The following is a 25,408-nucleotide window of genomic DNA, read 5'->3' on the forward strand; positions in this document are numbered from 1 at the left end:
ACTCTCTCCATCGATACACCCGTTAACTTTCCTGAAAAATTGTTGTGCATCAGCTGTTGACGTCGCTCTCGCGGCGTTCCTAGTCTCAGTGCATCGATTTACCAGCACTTCCCAGCCATGGCTGGGACACCATCGCTGGATCGATCCACAGCTTCCACCTCAAAAGGGGTGTCCCATGGAACTCAACAGACGGTCGCTGCTCGCTGTCATCGGCGCGGGCACTGCTGCGGCCATCACCGGCTGCGGCACCGGCTCCACGTCCGCCGGCTCGGCCGACGGCCCCGCCGAGGGTGAGATCACGCTGCTCACCCCGATCTACGAAGGCGCCAAAGGCAAGACGCTGCTGGAGGGGAAGATCCTCGGCGGGTTCCGGAAGAAGTATCCGGACGTCAAGGTGAACGTGGACTACACCACGTACGCCCAGCTGAACGAGAAGATCACCACCGGTCTCGCGGGCGGGCTGCTGCCCGACGTGCTGATGATGGGTGTCGGCTGGATACCGCCGTTCGCCGCCAAGAAGGCGATCGCCGAACTGCCGGAGAAGCTGGCGACCGCGCACGACTACGAGGAGCGGGTGCTGGAGCCGTCCCGTTACGACGGCAAGCTCTACGCGCTCCCGGTGGTGCTGGACACCCGCATCGTGGTCTACCGCAAGGACCACTTCGCCGAGGCCGGGATCAAGAAGACCCCGGCCAACTGGGCCGAGCTGCGTGCCGTGGCCAAGCAGCTGACGAGGGACGGCCGGATCGGATTCGACCCGTTCTCCATCGAACTGCGCCAGTGCTGGGAGACCTTCCTCTTCGCCAACGGCGGCCAGCTGTTCAGCGAGGACGGCAAGAAGGTGCTGTTCAACGACGCCCGCGGAGTCGAGGCCCTGCAGTTCTTCAAGGACCTGATCAAGGACGGTTCGGCGGTCTACGCCAAGAAGACGGAGCTCGGCGCACCGACGAACGTGGCGACCGGCAAGGCCTCGATGATGATGACGACGAGCGCGCTGTGGGTCCAGGTCACCGAGCAGAACCCGGAGCTGATCAAGGACGACAAGCTGGGCGCGTTCGTCCTGGCCAACCGCAGGCCGGCGATGCTCCAGGGCGGCACCCTCGTCACCCAGTCCGCGAGCTCCAAGCACCCGGCGGCGGCACGCGCGCTGGTGGAGTACCTCGCGACGCCCGAATCGATCCTCGGCGCGGCAGCGCAGCGCGGTTCGGTGCCCGGTCTGCGCGACCTCAACGACTCCAGCTATGTGAAGGAGAACCAGTTCGTGGATCTCTCCTTGCAGAACCTTCAGCACGCCGTCTCCGAGGGCGGCACCGCCGCCTGGATGGAGATCCGCGAAAAGATCAAGCCGACGCTGGAGCCGGCGATCGTGGGCGACCAGTCCGCGAAGGACGCCATCGCGGAACTCGGCCGGCTCGCCGAGGCCGCCATCGGCCGGATGTGAGGACCCGTCACTGTGGGAGCGACATCCGTATTGAAGGCACGGCCCGCGCGGCCGCCCGCCTCTCCTGAGAAATCGGCGCCGAAGCGCACCGGCCGGGTCCCCACGGGCCCGGGGCGCCGTCGCCGCCGGGCAGGCATGCTCATGGTGGCGCCCGCGCTGCTGCACGCCTCCCTGTGGATCGGCCTGCCGGTCGTGGCCTCGGTGGTCCTGGCCTTCACGAAGTACGACGTGCTGACGGCGCCGCAGTTCGTGGGCCTGGACAACTTCCGGGACATGATGGACGACGCGGTCTTCCGCAAGTCCATCGTCAACACCGTCATCTACACCTTCTTCACCGTGCCGTTCGGGATGGTACTCGGTCTGCTGACGGCCCTGGCGCTGCACACCGGCCTCAAGGCGCGCGGCTTCTTCCGCACCGCGGTGTTCCTGCCGCAGGTCACGGCGACCGTCGCCATCGCGCTGGTCTGGCTGTGGATCTACAACCCGGGCAACGGTCTGCTCAACGCGTTGCTGTCGTTCGTCGGCATCGACGGCCCGGCCTGGCTGTCCTCGACGGGCTGGGCGATGCCCTCGGTGATCCTGGTCGGCATCTGGCAGGGCATCGGCATGAAGATGCTCATCTATCTGGCCGCGCTCCAGTCCATGCCGAAGGAGCTGTACGAAGCGGCCTCGGTGGACGGCGCCTCCAAGGTGCGGCAGTTCTTCGCCATCACGCTGCCGCTGCTGAAGCCCGCGACGTTCTTCGTGCTCATCACCTCGATGATCACCGCGTTCCAGTCCTTCGACCAGATCTACATCCTCACCGACGGCGGCCCCGCCAACAGCACCACGATGATGACGTTCGAGATCTACAAGTCCGCCTTCCGGGAGTTCCGCGTCGGTTACGCCTCCGCGCAGTCGCTCGTGCTGTTCGTGCTGCTGATGGGCTTCACCCTGGTCAACCGGCGGATCATGGGAGGCACCCGTGGCCACAGCTGAGCTTCAGAAGCCGGCGCCCGCACCAAGGCTCCGGCCGAACCGCAAACCGGTCTCGGCCGGGAGGATCGCGCTCTATCTGACGCTGTCCGTGGTCTCCCTGCTGATGATGGTGCCGTTCATCTGGATGGTGCTCACCTCGCTCAAGACACCGGTGGAGATCGCCTCCCAGGACGCCGGACTGCTGCCGGAGCACTGGGAGTTCGGGAACTACGTCGACGCGCTGAAGGCGGCGCCGTTCGCCACGTACGCCCGCAACAGCTTCATCATCGCGATCAGTCACACCGTGCTCAATGTGCTGATCGCCTCGATGGCCGGGTACTCACTGGCGCGGATCAAGTTCCGCGGCAGCGACGTGATCTTCTACCTGTTCATCGCGGCGCTGATGATCCCGACGTACACCAAGGTGCTGCCGGAGTTCCTGATCGTCCGCTTCATGCCGCTGGCCGGCGGGAACGACATCCTCGGCCAGGGCGGCAGCGGCTGGCTGGACACCTGGTGGGCACTCATCATCCCCGGTGCCGTCACCCCGTTCGCGGTCTTCCTCTTCCGCCAGTTCTACCTGGACCTCCCGGTGGAGCTGGAGGAGGCGGCCCGGCTCGACGGGCTCGGCGAGTTCCGGATCTACGCCCGGATCATGACCCCGCAGGTCAAGCCCGCGCTCACCACCGTGGCGCTGCTGACCTTCGAGTCCTCGTGGAACAACTTCCTGTGGCCGCTGCTGGTGACCCGCACGGACAGCCTGCGGGTGATCCAGGTGGGGCTCTCCGTCTTCAAGACGGAGAACGGCCCCCAATGGCACTTCCTGATGGCCGGCACCACGCTGGCCACCCTCCCCATGGTCATTCTCTTCCTCATCGGCCAGCGCTACTTCGTGCAGGGCTTCGCAACCGCCGGTCTCAAGTGACCGGTTCCGGTCCTCAGGTGACCGGTTATCGAAAGGGCTTCACCCATGTCTGCTGATCTCCACGGCTCCCGCGCGCTGGTGACGGGGGCGGGCCACGGCATCGGCCGTGCCATCGCCGTCGCTCTCGCCGAGGCCGGCGCCGATGTCGCCGTCCACTACCACTCCTCCGCCGACGAGGCCGCGAAGACGGTCTCGGCGATCGAGGCGCTGGGCCGCCGGGCGAAGGCGTTCCCGGCCGATGTGACGGTGAGCGCCGACGTGGACCGCCTGGTCGAGGAGGCCACCGGATTCCTCGGCGGGCTGGATGTCCTCGTCTGCAACGCGGGCCACCTCATCGGCCGCGCGAAGATCGCCGAGATGAGCGACGACCACTTCGACCAGGTCCTCTCCGTCAACCTGACGTCGGCCTTCCGCACCGTGCGGGCCGCCCTGCCGCATCTGACGAAGTCGTCCGCCGGGCGCATCATCACCATGTCCTCGCTGGCCGCGCACAACGGCGGCGGCCCCGGCTCGGTGGCGTACGCCGCCGCCAAGGCCGGCATCCGCGGCTTCACCAAGGGTCTGGCCAAGGAGCTGGCCGGGACCGGGATCACGGTCAACACGGTCGCCCCGGGCTTCATCAAGGGCACCGCCTTCCACGACACGTTCACCGCGCCCGAGGCGCAGCAGGCGATGGAGGCGGGTATCCCGGTGGGCCGGGCCGGCACGCCGGAGGACGTCGCCTCGGCGGTCGTGCACCTCGCGTCGCCCGCCTCCGGATTCCTCACCGCCACCACGGTGGACATCGACGGTGGCGTGTGGCCGCGTTGAGGCGGATCGCGCGGGAGCGCGGCGGCTGGTGGCACGCGTACATCTGCCCGGCGCACGGTGTGGAGCTGGACCACGGCGATCTGCTCGCCGGGGTCTTCCCGGCGGGCGGCGCACGCTGTGCGCACGGCTGCCGGGTGGACGACGAGGCGGTGCGCGGCGCCTGGACGGTGCTGTCGCACCAGGCGTGGGCGCGGCATCTGCGGGTGCTCGCCCACCGGGGCGGGCAGGACTCCGAGGCGGTGGCGCGGCTGGTGGAGTACGCGGGTCTCTACGCGGAGCTGGCGACCGACCGGCACGGCGAGGCGCAGACCTGGATGCTGCGCGGCCGGCTCTTCCACCAGGCGCTGACGGACGCCATCTGGGCGGTGAACGTCGGGCACACCGTGAGCACGCTCGCCGAGCGGGGCGCCGAGGGCCTGGCGGTCCTGCTGCCGCTGCTGGACGACCTGGAGCGGGCGGCGCTCGACGCGCGTGACGTCCTCACCGGTCAGGGGCAGCTGGCCTCCAACTACACCGCGTGGCTGAACGCCGCGGGCGTCTCCGCGAGCCGGGCGGCCGCGGCCGCCCGGGGCCGGGAGTGGGACGGCGCCGAGCAGTGGCTGGAGGGCGAGAACGGGCTGTACGCGCATCTGCGGGTCGCCGTCGCCGAGGACGGCTGGGAGTGGGAGGGCAGCACCTACTACCACGGGTTCGTGCTGCGGGCGGCGCTGCTGGCGCTGCGCTCCACCGACCCGACGGCTATTCCCGCCGATGTGGTGGGCGTGCTCGCCGGGATGACGGACGTACTGGCCACGATCGCGACGCCGGGCGGCATTCTTCCCGCGCTGCACGACGGCCCGTATCTGCGTGACCCGCTCGCCCTGGAGTGGCTCGAACTGGTCGCGCTCGCGCAGCAGTTGGTTCCCTCCGCCGCGTTGGACGCGGTGGCGGGGCGGGCCCGGGAAGAGCTCGGTGCGGCGGACGACGGCCTCGACACGCTGCTGGGCGGCTGGTTCGCCGGCCCTCCGCTCGCCGAGCGCCCGGCGCCCGCCCCCGTCACCGTGTACCCGGTGGCCGGTTACGGGGTGCTGCGCGCCGCGGGCATCCATGCCCTGGTGGACTTCGGTCCGCACGGCGGCTCGCACGGGCACCGCGACAAGCTGTCGCTGTATCTGTACGGGAACACCACCCCGTGGCAGCCGGATCCCGGCCAGGTGCCGTACGCCCATGCCGAGTTCCGGGATCTGTACGCGTCGACCGGGGCGCACCCGGCGTTCCGGGTGGACGGCGGCGAACAGGCCGAGTGCACGGGCACGCTGCTCGGCTCGGACGCCACTTCGGTGACCGCCGAGGTCACCACCGCGTACGAGTCGGTGCGCGCGGTCCGACGCGTCGCGGTCGGTGACTGCTATCTGGTCGACCTGCTGACGGTGACGGGCCGGGAGGCGCGCCGCATCTCGGCGCAGCTGCGTCCGGGCACCTCGCTGGACGTCCAGGTGCAGGCGGCCGGTCCGGTGCGCACCACCTGGTACGGGGACGAGACCCTGCACGGCTGGCACACCCACACCGCCGGACTCCCGGTCCGCCCGATGACGCGGCCGGGCCCCGGACCCGCGGACGACCCGCAGCGGATGCGCACCCGGGTCGACTTCACCGTAGAGGCGGAGCACGTGGTGTTCGCCTCGGTGTACCAGGCGGCGTCCGCGGGCCCCGCGGTGACCGATGTACGGCTGGACGGCGAGGAGCTGACGGTGGAACTGGCGGACGGCGCCACGGCACGATTCCGGACGGAGGGCTGATCCTTGCTGCTCTCGGCGACCCCGCCGCCCGGCCCGCGCCCCGCGCGGGAGACCCGGGTACGGGAGGAGGCGGCCCGGCATCGCGAGCTGACCCCGCCCCGTACGCATCCGTCGGCCAGCATCACCTGGCTGGGCCCCGCGGCGTCCAACCCGGCGCTGGCGTACCGGATCGGCGGGGACCCCGCCGACCTGGCGGAGAGCCGGCGGTGGATCGAGGCGGCGGTGCGGCTGCCGCACTGGGGCAAGGCCCATATGCCCGACCACGATCTCGACGCGGGCTGGCTGCTGCACCACCTCTCGCTCGCCTACCGGTGGATCGGTGACGACCTGCCGGACGGCGTAAGGGCCCTGCTGCGGTACAAGCTGCTGCTCCAGGGTCGGCGGCTGTACGAGTTCGCGGTGGCGAGCGAGGGCCGCTGGTGGTCGTCGTCGTACTGGCAGAACCACAACTGGATCTGCTACGCGGGCCTGGCGACGGCCGGCTATGTGCTGGGCAAGGAGGAGTGGACCGAACGTGCCAAGGACAATCTCGGCACGGTCCTGGATCTGATGCCCGAGGACGGTTCGCATGCCGAGGGCGTCGTGTACTGGCGCTACGGGGTGCCGTTCCTCGCGATCCATCTGGATCTCCTCCAGGAGGCCGAGGGCATCGACTGGTGGGGCCGCGGCGGCTTCCTCACCAACACCTTCCGCTACCGGCTGCATCAGACCGCGCCCGGCTTCGCGTTCAACGTGGACCACGGCGACTGCCACGACCGGCGCAGCGGCCACAGTGCCGGGCTCTACTACCGTCTGGCCGCGCAGTACGGCATCCCCGAGGCGCAGTGGATGGGCGATCTGGCCTCGGGGGAACTGCTGTGGGCGGAGGCCGCCGAGAGCGGGGTGCGGCCGGGCATCCTGCCGGAGGCGTACCTGGAATACCTCTGGTACGACCCGTCCGTGACGGCGGCGCGGCCCACCGAGACCCGGGCGTTCTTCCCGGACCTGGGGCTGCTCGCGGCGCGGACCGGCTGGGAGGACGACGCCACGCTGGTGTCGTTCAAGGCGAGCCCCGGCGGTGGTCACCGGGCGTGGGAGACCAGTGAGAAGCACCGTGCGGAGCTCGGCTGGGAGACCCTGAACCAGGGGCATCACCACCCGGACTCGGGCTCGTTCGTGCTGGTCTCGCAGGGCGCGTTCCTCGCGGTGGACGAGGGCTACAGCAACCGCAAGCGGGCCGCTCACCACAATCTGCTGCTGGTGGACGGGCAGGGGTACGCCGACGAGGACCGCTACCACGTCTACAAGGACATCCCGTACGAGCGCCAGGCCCGTCAGCGCGATGTGCTGGTGGACGCGGAGGGCGGGTGGGCGCACTCCACGGCCGAGATCGCCGCGATGTACGACCCCGCTCTGGGGGTGCGGCGCCTGGACCGGACCCTGGTGTTCACCCCGGCGGGCCGGCTCGTCCTGCTCGATCTCGCCGGGGCGGACGAGGAGCGCGCGTGGACGTTCCTGCTCCAGACCGACCGGCCGACCGAGCCGCGGCCGGACGGCGCCCGGCTGATCCGGTCGGGGGCCGCCACCGCCCTCGTACGGCAGTTCGCGCCGCTGGACGCTTCGGTGACCTGCGAGGTCACCGAAGTGGAGGCCAATCCGACGTCCAGCACGCCGGAGCTGCGCCTCACCCGCACCCTGCACACGCTGCGGTCGACGACCGCCCGGTCCTCGGACGGGCTCTTCCTCACCACGATCGCGCCCGGCGTGACCTGCGCGGCCGAAGAGGTCGCGTGCGCGGAAGGGCACGGCGTCGCCTTCCGGCCGGACGGTGGCGGCGATGCGGGCGCGGAGGCCGCGGAGACGGTGTTCCTCTCCCCCGTCACCCGCCGGATCCGCCACGCCACGCTCGCCGCCGACGCGGCGGCCGTCCTGCTCACCGCCGCCGGAGCGCCGTACGTCGTGGCGGCCACCCGGCTGGAACTGGCGGGCCGGGTGCTCCTCGACGTCACCGAGCCGTACACAGGAAAGGTCGGCTGAACCATGCAGGCAACCCTCTCCGCACCTGAGCCCGAGACCCGGTCGTCAGGCTGGCCGACACTGCTGCGCCGCCTGGAGTTCGTGGCGTATCCGGCTGCCGCCGGGGCCGCGTTCGCCGTGCTGGCGTTGGGTGTGGTGACCTGGCTGCCGGCGCTCGCCGCGATGGGGTCCGCCCTGCAGCGGTGGCGTGCGGAGGGGGACAGCCGGTGCTTCACCAACACCTTCACCTCGTTCGGGCGGTACTGGCGCGCGCTGTGGCGGCACTCACTGCTGTCCACCGCCGCCGCGGCGATGCTGGCCGCCAACATCGTGTACTTCCTGGGCCGTTCCGAGCCCTGGACGTTCGTGGTGCTCGCCGCGCAGGTGGGCATCGCGGCCGCGCTCGTCATCCATCACGTGGCGCTCGCCGCCGAGGCCGGCCGGAGTCCGGAGGGTTCCCTCCGGTCCTGGTCGCTCGGCGCGCTGGCGCTCGGCTTCGGGTCTCCCGCCCGGGGCACCGCACTGCTCGGCGCGGTGATCTCCGCCGTGCTGCTGTCCCTCGTCGTACCGCTGGGTCCGCTGCTTCTGGGTCCCAGCATTCCCGTACTGCTCGCTCTGTCCTTCGCTGATCCCAGGAGGCATACCCCATGAGCCGTGTCATGCGCACCACCCTGGCCGCCGCGCTCGCCGCAGGCGTCGCCCCGTTCGCCCTGCCGTCCCCGGCGTCCGCCGCCCAGACGGCGAGCGCGTACTTCGTCTCCCCGTCCGGCAGCGACAGCAACGCCGGTACGTCGGCGGGCGCCCCGCTCGCCACGATCCAGAAGGCCGTGGACCTGGCGCCGACCGGCGCGGTGGTGAACCTCGCGGCCGGTACGTACAAGCAGGACGTGATCACCAAGCGTGCCGGGGTCACCATCACCGGGCCCTCGAACGCGGTGGTCAAGGGTGCCGGCGATGCCCGGATCATCCAGGTCCAGCACGACTCGACGACGCTGAGCGGCTTCACGGTGGACGGGCTGCACGGTTCGTCCACCGATGTGTCGGGCTATCGCCTCAAGCTCATATATGTCATGAGCACGACTCCCGGTAACGGTGTGGGCGCCCTCCACATCACCGGCATGACCCTCAAGAACGCCGCCGACGAGTGCCTGCGGCTGCGCTATCTCATCACCGGCGCCGAGGTGAACGACAACACCATCACCAACTGCGGTGTCGCCGACTTCAAGTTCGGCGGGGGCGGCAAGAACGGCGAGGGCATCTACCTCGGCACCGCCCCCGAGCAGCAGGGGGCGAACGGCGCCCCCGACGCGGCCGCCGACATCAGCAAGAACAACCGCATCCACCACAACACCATCGCCACCCAGGGCAACGAGTGCGTGGACGTGAAGGAGAACTCGACCAACAACTACGTCGAGTACAACGACTGCAGCGGCCAGAAGGACTCCAGCTCGGGCGGGCTCGACGCCCGCGGCAGCGGCAACGTCTTCCGCTACAACACCATTCACGCCAACACGGGCGCCGGCATCCGGCTCGGCGGTGACACCGCCACGGACGGCACCGGCACCAGCGTCTACGGCAACACCATCACGGGCAACGCGGGCGGCGGCATCAAGTTCATGCGCACCCCGCAGGCGGACGTCTGCTCCAACACCATGAGCGGCAACACCGGCGGCGACTCGGTCGGCACCTACGGCAGCGCGTACAACCCGACCGGCGCGTGCCCCCAGTGACCGGCCGGGGGCCCGCCAGACGCGGGGTACTGACGGCCGCCGCCGGGGCCGCGGGGATGGCCGCCGTGACACTGACGGCGCCCACCGCGCAGGCCGCGGAAGAAAAGGGTGGGCGCCGCTCCCGCTGGACCACGTCCTGGGCGACCGCGCAGACCGCGCCGACCCCCGCGGACACCGTGGCGAGCGCCGGTCTCACCGACGGCGAGTTCACCGCGGCGCTGCGGCTGTCGGCGGGCGGGCAGGTGCGGCTGCGGTACGGCAACGCCTTCGGCACCGTACCGATCCTGGTGGGTCCGGTGACGGCGGGCGGCCGCCCGGTGACGTTCGCCGGCCGGAGCCAGGCGTGGCTGGCCGCGGGCGCCTCGCTCACCAGTGACACCGTCGAGGGACTGCGGGCGGCGGACGGGGCGGGGCTGACGGTGACGACCCGGCTGCCGGGCCCCACCGGGCCGCTGTCCTTCCACCGCAACACCCATGCGTCGCACACGGTCGACGGCGTCCGCACCACGTCCGTGTTCCTGCTGACCGGCGTCGAGACGACGGGGGCGCACGGCCCGGTCGTCGCCGTCCTCGGCGACTCCATCGCGGAGGGCGTCGGCACCCCCGACGACGCCGATCTGCGCTGGCCCGACCAACTGGCCCGGCGGCTGCCCGGCTCGGCCGTCGCCAACCTCGGGATCAGCGGCAACCGGATGCTGCTGGACGACGCCCGCTTCGGGCCCGGCGGTCAGTCCCGCTTCGACCGCGATGTGCTCTCGCTGCCGGGACTGCGCTCCGTGATCGTGCACCTGGGGATCAACGACCTCCAGCAGCCGCCCGGCCAGAGCGACCCGGCGCTCGTCCTGGCCGGCTACCGGCAGCTGGCGTTGCGGGCCCGGGGCGCCGGGCTGCGGATCGTCGGTTCCACCATCACCCCGTTCGAGGGGTGGATCCGCTGGACACCGGAACTGGACACGGTCCGGCAGCAGATCAACCGTGCCGTACGCACGGGCCGGGTCTTCGACGGCGTGGCGGACTTCGACGCCGCGCTGCGCGACCCGGCCCGCCCCTCGCGCCTGCTGTCCGCCTACGACAGCGGTGACGGCCTGCATCCCACCCCCTCCGGCCATGCCGCGCTCGCCGCGGCCGTGGACCGCCGACACCTCCTGTGAGGGCCCGCATCATGAACCGAGGCACCACCCGAGGCACTGCCCCGATCCCCTCCTCCGACACCGCCCGGGGCACCACCCGGCGCACCGTTCTCGCGGGTGCGGCCGCTCTGGGCGCCGTCGCCGCGCTTCCCCTCGTCCTCGGCGGCAGCGCCCAGGCCGCGGCCGGGGACGCGGCGGCGCTCCGCGCCCGCTGGCACACGCTGCTGACCGGCGGCCCCGGTCTCGACCAGGGCGACACGCGGATCGCCGCCGCCGTCGCCCGGATCGGCCGGGCCGCGACCACCGCCGCCAAGGGGCTGGACCCCACCCGTACCGACGGCCTGTTCCCCGATCTGACCAGCACCACGCTCTCCAACCACGTCACCACGTCGTTCAAGCGCCTCGCCACGGCCGCGACCGCGTGGGCCGTCCCCGGCACCCCGCAGTACGGCGACACGGCACTGCGCGACCTGCTGCTCGGCGGCATCGACTGGATGCTGACCAACCGCTACGGAGCCGAGCACACCCGGTTCGACAACGACTGGGACTGGGAGATCGGCTCCGCACTGGCGCTCAACGACGCGTCGGTGCTGCTGTTCGACGTGCTCGGCACCGAGCGGCTGACCCGGATCAACACCGCGGTGCGGCACTACACGCCGGACCCGAACCTCTGGCGGGCCGACCGGCAGATCGCGACCGGCGCCAACCGCGTGTGGATCTCCACCGTCGTCGCCGTCAACGCGGTGCTGCGCGACGACGGCGACGCGCTCGCCCGGGTCCGTGACGCTCTTTCGGACGTCGAGGGATCGGGTGCCAACAGCGTCCTCGCCTTCAACGGCTCCGGGGACGCGGTGGGCACCGGTGAGGGCTTCTACCCGGACGGCTCGTTCCTCCAGCACTACAAGCACCCGTACAACGGCGGCTACGGCAAGGAGCTGCTCAACAACCTCTCCCGGCTGCTGAACCTGCTGGCCGGTACGGCGTGGAAGGTCACCGACCCCGATCTCGACAACGTCCGCACCTGGGTCGACGACGGCTTCGACCCGCTGATGGCCCGCGGCGACGTGATGGCCTCGGTCTGCGGACGCGAGATCGCCCGGCCCAGCAAGCAGGGCCATGTCTCGGCACAGACGGTCATCGAGGCGGTGCTGCGGCTGATCCCGAGCTTCCCCGGCGAGAGCGGCGAACGGTTGACCGCGCTGGTCAAGCAGTGGATCGCCGAGGACACCTACCGGGACTTCCTCGCCGTCACCGACCTGGCCTCCCTGGTCGCCGCCCGGAAGGTCATCGACTCCGCCACGCCCGCCCGCGGCCCGCTGGTGGCGCACAAGCAGCACCCCCGGATGGACAAGGCGGCGCACCACAGGCCCTCGTTCGCGCTCGGCATCTCCGCGTACTCGACCCGGATCTACAACTACGAGTCGATCCAGAACGAGAACCTGCGCGCCTGGCACCTCTCCGACGGCATGGTGCTGCTGTACACGGACGACCTCGGGCACTACAGCGAGGACTACTGGCCCACCGTCGACCCGGCCAGGCTGCCCGGCACCACCGTCATCGCGGGCCGGCCGGCGGACGCGGCGGGCCAGCGCACCACCAGCACCGCGGACTGGGCGGGCGGCACCGCGCTGCCGGGGACGACGCTCGGCGCCTACGGCATGGAACTGCGCGCGTTCGGCAGCACCCTGCACGGGCTGAAGAGCTGGTTCTGCCTGGACGATGTCATCGCGTGTGTGGGTTCGGGCATCACCGCGGAGGCGGGCCGGGCCGAGACGGTCGTGGAGAACCGCAAACTGCGCGACCCGAAGGCGGCGCTGCTGGTCAACGGCACCGCGGCGCCCACCGACGCGGGCTGGTCGGCACAGCTGGAGAAGGTGAAGTGGCTGCATGTCGCCGGGACCGGCGGCTATGTCTTCCCCACGGCCACCACCCTGCGCGGACTGCGCGAGGAGCGCACCGCGACCTGGCGGGAGATCAACCTCAAGTACGGCACGGACACCCCGGTGACCCGACCGTATCTGACGCTGTGGCAGGACCACGGCACCGCACCGAGCGGTGCGGGCTACTTCTACCTCCAGGCCCCGGCGACCTCCGCCGAGCGCACAAAGCTGCTGTCCACCGCCCCGCCGCTGAAGCTGGTCGCCGACTCCACCGCCGTGCACGCGGTACGCCGCTGCGCGGACGGCCTGCTCGCCGCCAACTTCTGGACCGCCGGCACGGCGCAGGAGCTCAAGGCCGACGGTCCGGCCTCGGTGCTCGTGCGCCCGGACGGAAAGACGGTGACCGTGTCGCTGTCCGATCCGACGCAGCTGCGGTCCTCCGTCGTCGTCGAGCTGACCGGGCGGGGCCTGACGCTCGCCTCGTCCGACCCCGGGGTCAGCGCCGCGCCCACCGCCGACGGCATCAGGATCACCGCCGACACCGCCGCACACCACGGTGCGACCCTCAACCTCACGCTGAAGAGGAGCTAGACCCTTGCTGTTCGACATGCCCCTGGAGCGGCTGCGCGAATACCGGCCGGAGCCGCAGGAGCCGGCCGACTTCGACGCCTTCTGGGCGAAGACCCTGACCGAGACGGAACGCCACGGCCTCGACGCCGAGTTCGTGCCGTACGACGCCGGGTTCGCGACCGTCGACGTCTTCGACGTGACGTTCCGCGGCTGGGGCGGCCAGCCCGTGAAGGCCTGGCTGATGCTGCCCAAGGTCCGCTCGGGCCCGCTGCCCGCGGTGGTGCAGTACATCGGCTACAACGGCGGCCGCGGCATCCCCTACTCCTGGCTGACCTGGAGCGCGCTCGGCTACGCCCACCTGATCATGGACAACCGGGGCCAGGGCGGCGGTGGCAAGCAGACCGCGGACACCGCGGACATCGGGCCGGACGGGCACGGTTCCTCCTCCCCCGGCTTCCTCACCCGGGGCATCGAGGACCCGTACAAGCACTACTACCGCCGGCTCATCACCGACGCGGTGCGGGCCGTCGACGCGGCGAAGGCCCATGAGGCCGTGGACTCCTCGCGGGTCGCGGTCCTCGGCGGCAGCCAGGGCGGCGGGCTCGCGCTCGCCGTCGCCGGGCTGCGCGACGACCTGGCGGCGGCGGTCGCCGATGTGCCCTTCCTCTGCCACTACCGGCGCGCCTCCCAGATCACGGACGCCGGGCCGTACGCGGAGATCGCCCGCTGGCTCTCGGGGCACCGGTTCCGGGCCGAGGAGGCGATGGAGACCCTGTCGTACTTCGACGGCGTCAACTTCGCGGCGCGGGCGACCGCTCCGGCGTGGTTCTCGGTGGGGCTGATGGACAAGATCTGTCCCTCCTCGACGGTGTTCGCGGCCTATCACCGTTACGCGGGACCGGCCGAGATCGAGGTGTTCACGTACAACGGGCACGAGGGCGGTGCGGAGTACGACCTGCCGCGCAAGCTCGCCGCGCTGCGGGGCGTGTTCGGCCAGTAGCCGTCCGGCGGGGGCGGGCATCCGGTGGGCGGAACACCTTCGCCGCACCGGACGCCCGCCCCCTCTGTGTGCCGTGCCGTGACCGACCCCGCCGAGCACCCCCGCGGGGAGGCCCCCTGGCGCGGCGTCGGCTCAGTGCGGTGGGAGGGCGCCCTGTCCGTGGCGCGCGGCGACCGACCGGTACAGCTCCGCGGCCTCGGCGCCGCGCCCCAGCCGTTCCAGGCAGTGCGCCTCGTCGTTGCGGCTGGCCAGGGCGTCGGGGTGGTCCGCGCCCAGGATCCGGTCGCGGGCCTCGGCGACCTGCCGGTAGACGGTGAGCGCGTCCGCCCAGCGGCCCAGCCAGCCCATGCCGACGGCCACCTCGCGGCGGCTGACCAGGGTGTCGGGGTGATCCGGGCCCAGGGTCCGCTCCCGGATCGCGCACACGTCCAGCGACTCGACGAGCGCCTCCTCCCAGCGGGCGGCCCGGCCCAGGTTGACGCCGAGTATGTGGCGGGCGCGCAGGGTCTCCGCGTCGGCGGGCCCGTTGATCCTCGTCCGGTCCTCGACCAGGGCGCGGTACAGCTCCAGCGCCTCGGTGCCGCGCCCCAGCCTGCCGAGGCTGATGCCCACCTCGTAACGGGCGGCGAGGGTGTCGGGATGGTCGGCGCCGAGCGCGACGGCACGGGCCCGCGCGACACCCTCGTAGGTCCGCAGCGCCTCCTCCCAGCGGCCCAGCTGACCGAGGGTGTACGCCACCTCGTACAGGGTGACGAGGGTGTCGGGGTGCGCCGCGCCGAGCAGCCGGGCACGCGCGTCCGCGACCTCCCGGGCCATCCGGTACGCGTCCTCCGGACGTCCGAGCCTGCTGAGGCTGAACGCCAGGTTGTGGCGGCAGCGCAGGGTGTCCGGGTGGTCGGGCCCCATCGAGCGCTCCCTGGACACGAGGACGGCCGCGTACACCTGGTGGGCGTCGAGGTGCCGGCCGAGCTGGCCCAGTACGTACGCGGTCTCCTGACGGGCTGCCAGGGTCTCCGGGTGGTCCGGGCCCAGTGTGCGCGCGCGGCCCTCGGCGACCCGGCCGAACTCCCGCAGCGCGTCGGTGGCACGGCCGGTGCGGCTGAGGGTGAACCCGACCTCGTAGCGGCTGGCGAGCGTGTCGGGGTGATCGGGGCCGAGTACCTGTTCCCGCTCGGCGGCGACCGAGCGGTGGACCCCGCCCGCCTCGTGCCAGTGGCCGCGGCGGCCGAGGTCGATGCCCGCGCGGTGCCGTTCGGCGAGGGTGGCGAGCGATTCGGGCGAGGGAGTGGGAAGGGGGGTCTCCGGGCGGACCGACGGGTGACCGGACGGGTGACCGGAGGGGTGACCGGCCGAGGACGTCGGCAGTACGACGCCGGTCGTCCACTGTCCGGTCAGTCCGGCCGTGTGGTCGGGCAGCTGCGGGCCGGGGCGCCCCCCGCCCGCCTTGTGCCCCGTGGTCATGCTGCGGGTCCACGACGGCAGAGCCGGCTGCCGGGCCGCGGCCGGGCGGCCCGGCAGCGGGACGGAGGCGTGCGGGGCGGGACGGTCCGGCCCGGACAGGCCCGCGTAGGGCTGTCCGCCGGTCCGCCCGAGGACGATGCGGCGGCGCAGGTCTCCCGCGTCGGTGGGCCGCTCGTCGGGGGTCTTGGCCAGCAGGTCGAGGACGACGCGGTCGAGGAATCCCGGGAGTTCGGCGCGGTGGGTGCGCAGCGGCTGCGGCTGGGTGTCGCGGTGTCCGACCAGGATGGCCCAGGCATCGTCCAGGTCGAACGGCGGTACGCCGGTGGCGATCTCGTACAGCACGCAGCCCAGCGAGTAGAGGTCGCTGCGGTGGTCGACCTGGCCGCCGCTGATCTGCTCGGGCGACATGTAGTGCGGGGTGCCCATCGCGATGCCCGTGCCGGTGAGACGCGAGGTGAAGCCGATGTCGTGGCCGAGCCGCGCGATGCCGAAGTCGCAGATCTTCACCGTGCCGTCGGCGAGGCGCATGATGTTGGCGGGCTTGAGGTCCCGGTGCACGATGCCCTGCTGATGGGTGTAGCCGAGGGCGTCGGCGACCTGCTCCGCGATGTCGACGACGTCCTCGACCGGCAGCGGGTGCTGTGCGTTCCCCTCCAGGAGCTGGCTCAGATTGCTCCCGTCCAGGAGTTCCATGACCAGGAAGAGGACGCCCTCGTGCTCGCCGAAGTCATGGACGACGGTGACGCCCCGGTGCTGGAGCGCGGCGGCCACCCGGGCCTCGCGACGGAAGCGTTCGCGCAGGATCCGGGTGAAGGACTGATCGTGCTGGGGCCCCAGCGGCTTGAGGCATTTGACGGCGACCTGGCGGCCGAGCGACTCGTCCCGGGCCCGCCACACCTCACCCATGCCCCCGCGCCCGATCACATCGAGCAGCCGGTACCGGCTCTGGATCAGCCTGGTGTCCGCCATCGCCTGCTTCTCGCCCCCGTCGCTCCGCCTACTGCTGCGCCCTCCCCGGCCCGTCCAGTATGGCGGCCCGGCCGCGGAGTTTGTACGGGGTGGGGCGGCTGTCCGGGCCGAGCCGCGCCATCGCCTTCGGAGTATGTCCGGGCGGCAGTTGCCGGCGCAGCCTGGCGGGGATGGCCCGCAGCAGGGCGCCGGTGGCGCGCAGACGGCGGTCGACGACGTGCGGGGGCGGCGCTGGTCTGCCGTACGGCTCATGGGCGTACGGAGGCAGCGCCGGGTAGCCGAGTGCCGCCACGCGCCGCCGGAGCAGCGCACGCGCCGGGACGAGGAGGGCGTGGACGGGCGGCCTGCGGAGAAAGCCGTCGCCCCCGAACGCCTCCTGCCTGGCGAGGAGTTCGGGGAGCACCCGGTCGAAGCAGGCGGCGAGGTGTGCGGCGGAGGCGGGGACGTGGTCCGGATCGAGGCCGACCGGGCGCGCCCCCTCGCGGTGTTCGTCGACACAGCGGTCGGCCCGGGCGTCGGCGAGCGGACAGCCGGAGCGGCGTTCGACCTGGAGGCAGGAGTCGGCCTCGGCGCAGTGCACCCCGGCGCCCGCCGTCTCGGCGGCCCCGGTGGTGCCGTAGGTACCTCCCGCTCACCGGCGTACGCGCGGCATTCCGAGGCCGATCCACGAGATGATCTCCCGCTGGATCTCGTTGTTGCCCCCGCCGAAGGTGAAGATGACGGCGGACCGGTAGCCGCGTTCGAGTTCGCCGTGCAGGACCGCGCCCGCCGAGCCCTCCTTGAGGGGCCCCGCCGATCCGACGATCTCCATCAGCCACGCGTAGGCGTCGCGGCGGGCCTCGGAGCCGTACACCTTCACGGCCGAGGCGTCCTGCGGGGTGAGGGTGGCGTCCTGGAGCGCGGAGACCATCTGCCAGTTGAGGAGTTTCATCGCGTCGAGCCGGGTGTGGGTGCGGGCGAGCAGGGCCCGGACCCAGCCGAGGTCGATGACGCGGCGGCCGTCGGTCAGTCTGGTGTCGGCGGCCCAGCGCTGGACGTTGTGCAGGGCGCGGACGGCCATGGTGCCGTGGGCGGCGAGGGTGACGCGTTCGTGGTTGAGCTGGTTGGTGATGAGGCGCCAGCCCTTGTTCTCCTCGCCGACGCGCCGGGAGACGGGGACCTTGATGTTCTCGTAGTAGCTGGCGGTGGTGTCGTGCGAGGCGAGCGTGTTGATCAGGGTGCAGGAGTATCCGGGGTCGTCCGTCGGCACCAGCAGCATGGTGATGCCCTTGTGCGGCGGCGCCCCGGGGTCGGTGCGCACGGCGAGCCAGACCCAGTCGGCGGTGTCGCCGTTGGTGGTCCAGATCTTCTGCCCGTTGACGGTGTAGTGGCCGGTGGCCTCGTCGCCCTCACGGACGGCCCTGGTCCGCAGGGCGGCGAGGTCGGTGCCCGCGTCGGGTTCGCTGTAGCCGATCGCGAAGTCGAGCTCCCCGGCGAGCACCTTGGGCAGGAAGTACTCCTTCTGCTCGTCGGTGCCGAACTGCATGATCGTCGGTCCGACGGTGTTGAGGGCCATCAGCGGCAGCGGTACGCCGGCCTGGGCGGCCTCGTCGAAGAAGATGAACTGTTCCATCGGGGACAGCCCGCGTCCGCCGTACTCGCGGGGCCAGCCGACGCCGAGCCAGCCGTCGGTGCCGAGCCGGCGGATGGTCTCGCGGTAGAAGCGTTTCTGAGCGGCGGGTTCCGCGTAGCGCGCATAGGCGTTGTCGGGGACCAGGCCGGCGAAGTACGCGCGCAGCTCGGCGCGCAACTGCTGCTGCTCAGGCGTGTATTCGAGGTGCACTGCCCCTCCAGAGTCTCGCGTTCGCGTCGTCCGTGCGCGGCGGCGCACAGAGTAGAACGTGTTGCAAGAATCTGGAAGGGCGACGACCGGAGGACCGGAAAGCCGCCGTCCGCCGTCAGCGCTTGACGGCGCGCAGGACGACGAACTTCGGGTCACCGGCCACGGTGACGCAGTTGCCGAAGGTCCGGCGCAGCTGGGTGTGGTAGCCGAGATGCCGGTTGCCGACGACCCAGAGTTCACCGCCCTGCCGCAGCGCCGTGCGCGCCGCGTGGAACATGTTGCGGGCGGTGGCGTCGGTGGTGGCCAGATGGGAGTGGAACGGCGGGTTGTTGAGCACCAGGTCCACGCTGCCGGGGGCGAGGTCCGCGAGACCGTCGCCGACGATGAAGTCGGCCTTGGCGCCGGCGGGCGTGTTGGCCCGGAAGGTCGCCTCGGCCGACGCGACCGCCTGGTAGGACTCGTCGACGAAGGTGAGCGCCGCGTCGGGATTGGCGAGTGCGGCGGACAGACCGAGGACACCGTTGCCGCAGCCCAGGTCGACGACATGGTCGGGGCCGGTGCGCGCGGGCAGGTGGTTGAGGAAGAAGCGGGTGCCGATGTCGAGGCGTTCGGCGCAGAAGATCCCGGCATGGTTGGTCACGGTGCGGCCGGACACGGCGCCGACGTCGCCGGGCAGCTCGTAGCGGTACGGCCACGGGCTGGGCGCGGAGGTCCGGTCCGGTCCGGGGGTGCAGAAGATCAGCCGCGCCTTCTTCACCGCGAGGGAGGTGCGGGTCGGCCCGAGGATCCGCTCGAAGAGCTTGAGCGTGGAGGTGTGGATCTCCTTGACCATGCCGGTGCCGATCACCACGGTGCCCGCGTGGACGGACGGCGCGAGGCGGTGCAGCTGGTCCTCCAGGAGGGCGAGACTCTTGGGCACCCTCACCAGCAGCACGTCGATCCGGTCCGGCGGGGTGTCGCGTGCGGACAGCAGCCGCACCCGGTCGCCGTCGGTCCCGTTGCGGGCGAGGTTCGCCAGGGTGGCGCGCTGCGCGAGGTACGAGTCGGTGATCTGTACGGGCCGGTGGTCCGCGAGCACGGTGGTCAGAGCGCCCCAGCGGTCGCCCACGACGACCACGGTGCCGGAGAGGTCGACGGGCGCGGCGGCGTCGGGGTCCTCCAGCTGCCGCAGCAGATACTCATCGGCCGCGTCCCACGCCCGGAACGGGTCGCGCGGGTGCTCGGGGAAGCGGGCGAGATCGAAAGCGCCCTGTGACGTCGTCAAACGGTTCATTGTGCACCCAGGCTAGCCGAGCGCCGGTGAAACCTCCGGGGGCGCCCTGCGCACCCGGGCCGCCCGGGCCGCCCCGGCGCCGGTTCGCCAGCGTCGCCACGCACACCTCACCGCCGGTTCAGCCCGTCACCGCGCGCACCCCGGCGCTTGCCCGCATCCCGCCGCGCCACCCTCACGGGACGCACGCGTCCGGCGGCCATCGGCGGGGCCGGCCGTCGCCGGGCCCCGCGCTCCCGGCCGCTCCCGGCCGCTCCTCCGGACCCGCTACGGAAGCTGCTTGTCGATGGCCGACCGCCCCTCGGCGGCCAGCTTGCGCCGCGCCCACTCCAGCGTCTGCGGTGTCAGATCCCGCCCGGAGGCGAGCACCAGGTCCTCCGCGGTCGGCCGGTCGCTCCCGCCCGTGTGCAGAAGACGGTCGGGAGTCACCTCCTGCCACTCGGGCACAGGTGTGGTCACGGATACGGATTCGGGCTCTTCGCTCATGCCGCCTCCTCGTCCTTCCCGGCAATTCTCGCGCCGCACGGACGTGACCGCATCCGGGTCGGGAAGCCGCCCGCCGGGATCGGTCCCGGGCCGGTCCCGGACCCACTCCCGGACCCGCTCCCGGACTGGTCGCGGCCCCGCCGAGGCGCCCCGGCGGGGCGGTACGGGCCACCCTCACTTGACCTGCACATGATAGGTACGCAGCGTTCACACAGGGGGCACGGTGCGTGTGGAAGGCTCCCGGCTGACCACACACCACACGACCACCGCGATGCCGTCCCCAACCCAGTGCCGGCGTCCGTGGTGCCCGCGTTCCGGAGAGGACACCCCACATGTCCCGTCGTCACCTGTTCTACGCGCGTCCACTACTGGCCACCGCGGCCGCCGTCGCCGTGCTCGCGGGCACCGCGGCCGCCGCACCGGCCCAGCCCCGGCCGGACGGAGCGGCCTCGGCGGCCCCGTCCACCGCCCTCGACGACACGTACTACCAGGACGCCCTCGGCAAGACCGGTACCGAGCTCAAGGGCGCCCTGCACACGATCATCAGCGACCAGACCAAGCTCTCCTACAGCCAGGTGTGGGACGCCCTCAAGAACACCGACGAGGACCCCGCCAACTCCTCCAACGTCATCCTCCTCTACACCGGGCGCTCGCAGTCCAAGAGCGAGAACGGCGGCAACGCGGACCAGTGGAACCGGGAGCACGTCTGGGCCAAGTCGCACGGCGACTTCGGCACGGCGACCGGCCCCGGCACCGACATCCACCACCTGCGCCCCGAGGATGTCTCGGTCAACTCCACCCGCGGCAACAAGGACTTCGACAACGGCGGCAGCCAGTTGGGCGAGGCCCCGGGCAACTACACCGACAGCGACTCCTTCGAACCGCGTGACGCGGTCAAGGGCGATGTCGCCCGGATGATCCTCTACATGGCGGTGCGGTACGAGGGCGACGACTCCTTCGCCGACCTCGAACCCAACGACCGGGTCGGAAACGGTTCCGCCCCGAACATCGGCAAGCTGTCCGTACTGAAGCAGTGGAGCCAGGAAGACCCGCCGGACACCTTCGAACAGCGGCGCAACGACGTCATATTCGACCAGTACCAGCACAACCGGAACCCGTTCATCGACCACCCCGAATGGGTCGAGGCCATCTGGTAGGCGGACCGCTCCGGCCACGCTCCCCCACGCGGACGGCTGTCCGGCACGATGCGGCGCGCACCTGAACGCGGGTGCCCTCCCGCGCCACGTCGTGCCACCGCGTCGGGGAGCGTTCCCGGCCGAGCCCCTTCCGCCGCACGCGCCGCCCCGGTCAGCCGGCCCCCGGCAGTGCGTGGGCGCAGTACTGGACGGCCTGCTCGCGGGAGGCGTAGCGCGGCAGATCCTGGCCGGTGCGCTCCCTGACGAGGTCGGGCGGACCGAGCCGGTCCGCCGGGTCGACGACAGCCGCGCGCCGGCCGTCCCCCGCGAGCCGGGAGAGCCCGGTGTGCAGCATCGCGAGGGCCACGGAGTCGATGGTGGTGACCTCGCGCAGGTCGAGCACGACGGAGCCGGTCCGCTCAGGTCCGGACTCGTCCAGGGCGTAGAGCACCCGTTCCGCGGCCGTGAAGTCGAGGGCGCCCTGCGCGGCGACCACCCCCACCCTTTCCCGCAGTGCGCGTTCGCGGTCGTCGGCGGGCGCCGACGGCAGATCGTCGGCGGTGGTGGCGAGGGTGACGGTGGATCCGGGGAGCGCCGGGTTGTTCATCAGATGGAGTCCGAGCCGCCGCGACAGTGCGCCCAGCGCGGCGTGCCCGCGCACCGACGTGCCGGACGCGTCCAGCGGCGGGCTGTAGGTGGCCAGACCGAAACGGGCCGGGCCCGCCGCGATCAGTCCGCCGGACACTCCGCTCTTGGCCGGCAGACCGACCCGCAGCAGCCAGTCGCCGGAGGCGTCGTACATGCCGCAGGTGGCCATGACGGCGAGGACCTGTGCCGCGACCTCGGCCGAGACCACGGTGTCCCCCGTGAGTGGATTGACGCCACCGTGGGCGAGGGTCGCGGCCATCGTGGCGAGATCGACGGCGGTGGCCCGGACGGCACACTGCCGGAAGTACGTCTCCACCGCCGCCACGGGGTCGACGGGCAGGGTTCCGGCGCTGCGGATCAGATAGGCGAGCGCCCGGTTGCGGTCCCCGGTCGCCGCCTCGGAGGCGTACACCTCCTCGTCGACGTCGAGACGCCGTCCGGCGAAGCTGCCCAGGCAGTGCAGGATCCGGTCGAACGCGGGCTCGTCGGGGGTGTCGGGGATCAGCGCGGTGGTGACGATGGCGCCCGCGTTGACCATGGCGTTGGCCGGCCGTCCGGTGACCGGTTCCAGGCTGATGGCGTTGAACGCCTCGCCGCTCGGTTCCGCGCTCACCCAGCGGCCCACCTCGTCGAGGCCGAGGACGGACAGGGCGAGCGCGTAGACGAACGGCTTGGAGATCGACTGAAGGGTGAAGGGGATCTCCGCCTCACCCATGCTGTAGCGATGTCCGTCCATGCTGACCAGGGCCAGCCCGAAGGCGTCCGGGTCGGCAAGGGTCAACTTCGGGATGTAGTCGGCCAGTTGCCCCTCACGTACGCCGATGAACTCGGCGCGCAGTTCCCGCAGGGCATCGGTCACGGCGTCGGCGGCGCTCATCGGGGCCCGGCCCTCAGCCGCGCCCGGCCCGGGCGGTCCGGGGGCGGGCCGCGCTCCCCGCGAGGACCACCGCCGCGGGCACGGCGGGAACCAGGGCGCGGGCGGCGCGGTTGCCGCGCGGCAACCGCGGAGGACTGTTCCGGTTCACGGACGCTCCGTCCAATCGGGAGAAAACCCCTGATGACCAATTCGCCCATATTAGGATCAAAAGGTATGAATTAACTCGTTGAATCACCTGTTCCATACGGGAGCGGGGACAAGCCCTGGGAGGGAACGATGGATACGGATGCCCTGACCGCCGGTCTGTTGAGGGAGCTGCGGGCGACCAGGCCCTATCCGGCCGTCTCCCTGACCATGCCGACCCACCGCCGGGCCCCGGACAACGCCCAGGACGCCGTACGGCTGCGCAACCTCGTGGCGGAGGCCGGCAACCGGCTGGAGGCCGACCCTCAGGTGACCCGCGAGGCCCGCGCCGCCGTCCGGGAACAGCTGGACCGGGCGGTCGCCGAGGTGGACCCGCGCCGGGCACTGGACTCGCTGGTCATCCTCGCCACGGCCGAGGAGTACCAGATCTGGCAGCTGCCGCGTACCGCACCCGAACGAGTGGTCCTGAGCGACACCTTCCTCACCCGCAACCTCGTCGCCGCGAAGGCACAGGCCCGGCCGTTCTGGGTGCTCACCGTCGCCGCCGACCACGCGGCCCTGTGGAGCGGCACCGCGGACGCGGTCCGCCCGGAGGAGCGGAACGGCTTCCCGCTGACGGCGCCCAAGGAGGCGCCGAACCCGCAGCGCGAGGAGCGGATCGGCGACACCCCGAGCACCTTCAGCGACGAGGAGACGCGGCAGTTCCTGCGTACGGTCGACGAGAAGCTGCGCGCGGTGCTCGCTGCGGACCCGCGCCCCCTGTACCTCATCGGTCTGGCGCCCGCGCTCGCGCTGCTCGACGAGGTCGGCGAGAGCGCCGGGACGGCCATCGGCCGCGTCACCAAGGGAGCGCCGGCCGACATCTCCCCCGCCGAACTGCTCCGGGAGCTGCGGCCCGCACTGGAGGCGGGGTCGGGCCGGACGGCGGACGAGATCGAGACCAGGCTCGACCACGCGCGCGGCAGCCACACGTTCGCCGGTGGTCTCGACGAGGTGTGGGCCGCCGTACGGGAGGGTCGCGCCGGTCTCGTCGCGGTGGAGGAACACGTCCAGCGGACCGTCAGGGTGACGGACGGGCATCTGGAGCCGGTCGGCGTGGACGCCGCTCGGACGGCGGACGGAGAGGTGCGCGAGGACATCGTGGACGAACTCGTCGAGGCGGCCCTGGACAGCGGCGCCGACGTGGTCTTCGTCGCCGACGACTCCCTCGCCGGACACGGACGGATCGCGGCGGCCCTGCGCTACTGAACCGGTGGAAAGGCGGGCGGCCGGGGGGCGCCCGCCCGGCCGGTGACACCGCGAGGCGCCCGCCCGGCGCACACCGTCAGCCGAGCCGGCGGACGGGCCGGCCCGCGAGGAACGCCCTGATGTCCTCGACCGCCTGGCCGTAGTACGTCTCGTAGTTGCCGCGCGACACATAGCCGAGGTGCGGGGTGGCCAGCAGTCGCGGTGCGGTGCGCATCGGGTGGTCGGCCGGGAGGGGCTCCACGTCGAACACATCGACGCCCGCACCGGCGATGGTTCCGCCGTGCAGCGCGGCGAGCAGCGCGTCCTGGTCGACGATGGCGGCCCGGGAGGTGTTGATCAGATACGCGGTGGGGCGCATGAGGGCGAGTTCGGCCGCCCCGATCAGCCCCCGCGTACGCTCGCCGAGCGCCAGGTGGACGGAGACGAAGTCACTGGTCCCCAGCAGTTCTTCCCTGGAGGCGGCACGACGGACCCCGACCTCCTCGGCGCGCTCCGTCGTGAGGTTCTGACTCCACGCCACGACGTCCATGCCGAAGGCCCCGCCGACCGCGGCCACCCGGCCGCCGATCCTGCCCAGACCCAGCAGACCGAGGCGCCTGCCGTGCAGGTCGGCCCCGAGGGTGGACTGCCAAGGGCCGCCGGTACGCAGGGCGGTGGCCTCGGGAACGATCCCCCGGGCCAGGCCGAGCAGCAGGGCCCAGGTCAGCTCGACGGGTGCGGTGACGGAGCTGGCGGTGCCGCAGACGGTGACGCCGTGCTGTTCGGCGGCGGCGAAGTCGATGACGGAGTTGCGCATACCGGAGGCGACGAGCAGCCTGAGCCGGGGCAGCCGGGCGAACAGCGTCGCCGGGAAACGGACGCGTTCGCGCAGGGTGACCACGATCTCGAAGTCCGCCAGCGCGGCGGCCAGTTCGCCCTCCGTACCGAAGTGCTCGCGGAACGGGACGACCTCGACGTCCTCGGCCACCGGGGACCAGTCGACGACGGTGGTGGCGACGGACTGGAAGTCGTCGATCACGGCACAGCGCAGCTTCACGGCACTCTCTCCCCCTCGTGGCATCCAACGCCCTCATGATCGCCCATGACGAAGAACGGCGGTCCCTCGGGTAGCGGGCGCGTCGGCCGCTCCGG

Annotated in this window: 20 protein-coding genes and 1 pseudogene; 13 read left to right on the forward strand and 8 right to left on the reverse strand. The window is 71.8% G+C overall.

Annotated elements, in window-relative coordinates:
* The first annotated feature begins 175 nt into the window (after positions 1–175).
* From OG251_RS03390 to OG251_RS03440, 11 genes are all read left to right on the forward strand, one after another.
* Positions 176–1,441, forward strand: a complete 1,266-nt coding sequence (locus OG251_RS03390; protein WP_326675549.1) for an ABC transporter substrate-binding protein — start codon at positions 176–178, stop codon at positions 1,439–1,441.
* 141 nt (positions 1,442–1,582) lie between these two features.
* Positions 1,583–2,419 carry a carbohydrate ABC transporter permease gene (locus OG251_RS03395; protein ID WP_241838826.1) on the forward strand — a complete coding sequence of 279 codons (837 nt, stop codon included), beginning with the start codon at positions 1,583–1,585 and terminating at the stop codon, positions 2,417–2,419.
* The gene (locus tag OG251_RS03400) at positions 2,406–3,323 is read left to right on the forward strand and encodes a carbohydrate ABC transporter permease (protein ID WP_326675550.1); all 918 of its coding nucleotides are present in this window, start codon (positions 2,406–2,408) and stop codon (positions 3,321–3,323) included. Before OG251_RS03395 ends, OG251_RS03400 begins: the two co-directional genes overlap by 14 nt.
* 45 nt (positions 3,324–3,368) lie before the next feature.
* Positions 3,369–4,133: an SDR family NAD(P)-dependent oxidoreductase gene (locus tag OG251_RS03405; protein WP_326675552.1), complete on the forward strand. Its 765-nt coding sequence runs from the start codon at positions 3,369–3,371 to the stop codon at positions 4,131–4,133.
* Positions 4,121–5,911, forward strand: coding sequence for a heparinase II/III domain-containing protein (locus tag OG251_RS03410; protein WP_326675553.1), 1,791 nt, complete (start codon positions 4,121–4,123; stop codon positions 5,909–5,911). The genes OG251_RS03405 and OG251_RS03410 overlap by 13 nt, the downstream gene beginning before the upstream one ends.
* Before the next feature lie 3 nt (positions 5,912–5,914).
* Complete coding sequence (locus tag OG251_RS03415) at positions 5,915–7,927, forward strand: hypothetical protein (RefSeq protein WP_326675554.1); 2,013 nt, start codon at positions 5,915–5,917, stop codon at positions 7,925–7,927.
* 3 nt (positions 7,928–7,930) lie between these two features.
* Positions 7,931–8,557, forward strand: coding sequence for a hypothetical protein (locus OG251_RS03420; RefSeq protein ID WP_326675555.1), 627 nt, complete (start codon positions 7,931–7,933; stop codon positions 8,555–8,557).
* Positions 8,554–9,636 (forward strand): right-handed parallel beta-helix repeat-containing protein, encoded by a 1,083-nt coding sequence (locus tag OG251_RS03425; RefSeq protein WP_326675557.1) that lies wholly within the window; start codon positions 8,554–8,556, stop codon positions 9,634–9,636. Before OG251_RS03420 ends, OG251_RS03425 begins: the two co-directional genes overlap by 4 nt.
* Positions 9,633–10,787, forward strand: coding sequence for an SGNH/GDSL hydrolase family protein (locus OG251_RS03430; RefSeq protein ID WP_326681130.1), 1,155 nt, complete (start codon positions 9,633–9,635; stop codon positions 10,785–10,787). Before OG251_RS03425 ends, OG251_RS03430 begins: the two co-directional genes overlap by 4 nt.
* An 11-nt stretch (positions 10,788–10,798) precedes the next feature.
* Positions 10,799–13,237 (forward strand): polysaccharide lyase 8 family protein, encoded by a 2,439-nt coding sequence (locus tag OG251_RS03435; protein ID WP_326675559.1) that lies wholly within the window; start codon positions 10,799–10,801, stop codon positions 13,235–13,237.
* A 4-nt stretch (positions 13,238–13,241) separates the two neighbouring features.
* Positions 13,242–14,216: an acetylxylan esterase gene (locus OG251_RS03440; RefSeq protein ID WP_326675560.1), complete on the forward strand. Its 975-nt coding sequence runs from the start codon at positions 13,242–13,244 to the stop codon at positions 14,214–14,216.
* Between the two features lie 132 nt (positions 14,217–14,348).
* Here the strand turns inward: OG251_RS03440 and OG251_RS03445 are convergent, their stop codons facing one another.
* The 5 genes and pseudogenes from OG251_RS03445 to OG251_RS03465 all read right to left on the reverse strand — a co-directional run bounded on the left by OG251_RS03445 (position 14,349) and on the right by OG251_RS03465 (position 20,224).
* A complete protein-coding gene (locus tag OG251_RS03445; RefSeq protein ID WP_326675561.1) occupies positions 14,349–16,646 on the reverse strand; it encodes a serine/threonine-protein kinase in 2,298 nt (765 codons plus the stop codon).
* A 28-nt stretch (positions 16,647–16,674) separates the two neighbouring features.
* Positions 16,675–17,268 (reverse strand): annotated as a pseudogene (locus OG251_RS03450) (oxygenase MpaB family protein); the annotation flags it as partial.
* Between the two features lie 9 nt (positions 17,269–17,277).
* Positions 17,278–18,468: an acyl-CoA dehydrogenase family protein gene (locus OG251_RS03455; RefSeq protein ID WP_326675564.1), complete on the reverse strand. Its 1,191-nt coding sequence runs from the start codon at positions 18,466–18,468 to the stop codon at positions 17,278–17,280.
* A 115-nt stretch (positions 18,469–18,583) separates the two neighbouring features.
* Entirely contained in the window at positions 18,584–19,741 is a 1,158-nt protein-coding gene (locus tag OG251_RS03460) for a methyltransferase (protein ID WP_326675565.1), read from the reverse strand.
* 264 nt (positions 19,742–20,005) lie between these two features.
* Positions 20,006–20,224 (reverse strand): hypothetical protein, encoded by a 219-nt coding sequence (locus tag OG251_RS03465; RefSeq protein WP_326675567.1) that lies wholly within the window; start codon positions 20,222–20,224, stop codon positions 20,006–20,008.
* Positions 20,225–20,556: 332 nt separating this feature from the next.
* Here OG251_RS03465 and OG251_RS03470 point away from each other — a divergent pair, with 332 nt between their 5' ends.
* The gene (locus tag OG251_RS03470) at positions 20,557–21,381 is read left to right on the forward strand and encodes an endonuclease I family protein (RefSeq protein WP_326675569.1); all 825 of its coding nucleotides are present in this window, start codon (positions 20,557–20,559) and stop codon (positions 21,379–21,381) included.
* A 151-nt stretch (positions 21,382–21,532) separates the two neighbouring features.
* Here the strand turns inward: OG251_RS03470 and glsA are convergent, their stop codons facing one another.
* Both glsA and OG251_RS03480 read right to left on the reverse strand, forming a co-directional pair.
* On the reverse strand, positions 21,533–22,885 hold the full coding sequence (gene glsA / locus OG251_RS03475) for a glutaminase A (RefSeq protein ID WP_326675570.1): 1,353 nt from the start codon (positions 22,883–22,885) through the stop codon (positions 21,533–21,535).
* A gap of 13 nt (positions 22,886–22,898) precedes the next feature.
* Positions 22,899–23,033: a hypothetical protein gene (locus OG251_RS03480; protein ID WP_326675571.1), complete on the reverse strand. Its 135-nt coding sequence runs from the start codon at positions 23,031–23,033 to the stop codon at positions 22,899–22,901.
* Between the two features lie 128 nt (positions 23,034–23,161).
* Between OG251_RS03480 and OG251_RS03485 the strand changes: the two genes are divergently transcribed.
* Positions 23,162–24,277 (forward strand): baeRF3 domain-containing protein, encoded by a 1,116-nt coding sequence (locus OG251_RS03485; protein WP_326675572.1) that lies wholly within the window; start codon positions 23,162–23,164, stop codon positions 24,275–24,277.
* 76 nt (positions 24,278–24,353) lie between these two features.
* Here OG251_RS03485 and OG251_RS03490 read toward each other — a convergent pair whose 3' ends face one another.
* Entirely contained in the window at positions 24,354–25,313 is a 960-nt protein-coding gene (locus tag OG251_RS03490; RefSeq protein ID WP_326675573.1) for a D-2-hydroxyacid dehydrogenase family protein, read from the reverse strand.
* Positions 25,314–25,408: the final 95 nt, after the last annotated feature.

The sequence above is a fragment of the Streptomyces sp. NBC_01237 genome (genome assembly GCF_035917275.1).
In the GTDB taxonomy this organism is placed as follows: domain Bacteria; phylum Actinomycetota; class Actinomycetes; order Streptomycetales; family Streptomycetaceae; genus Streptomyces.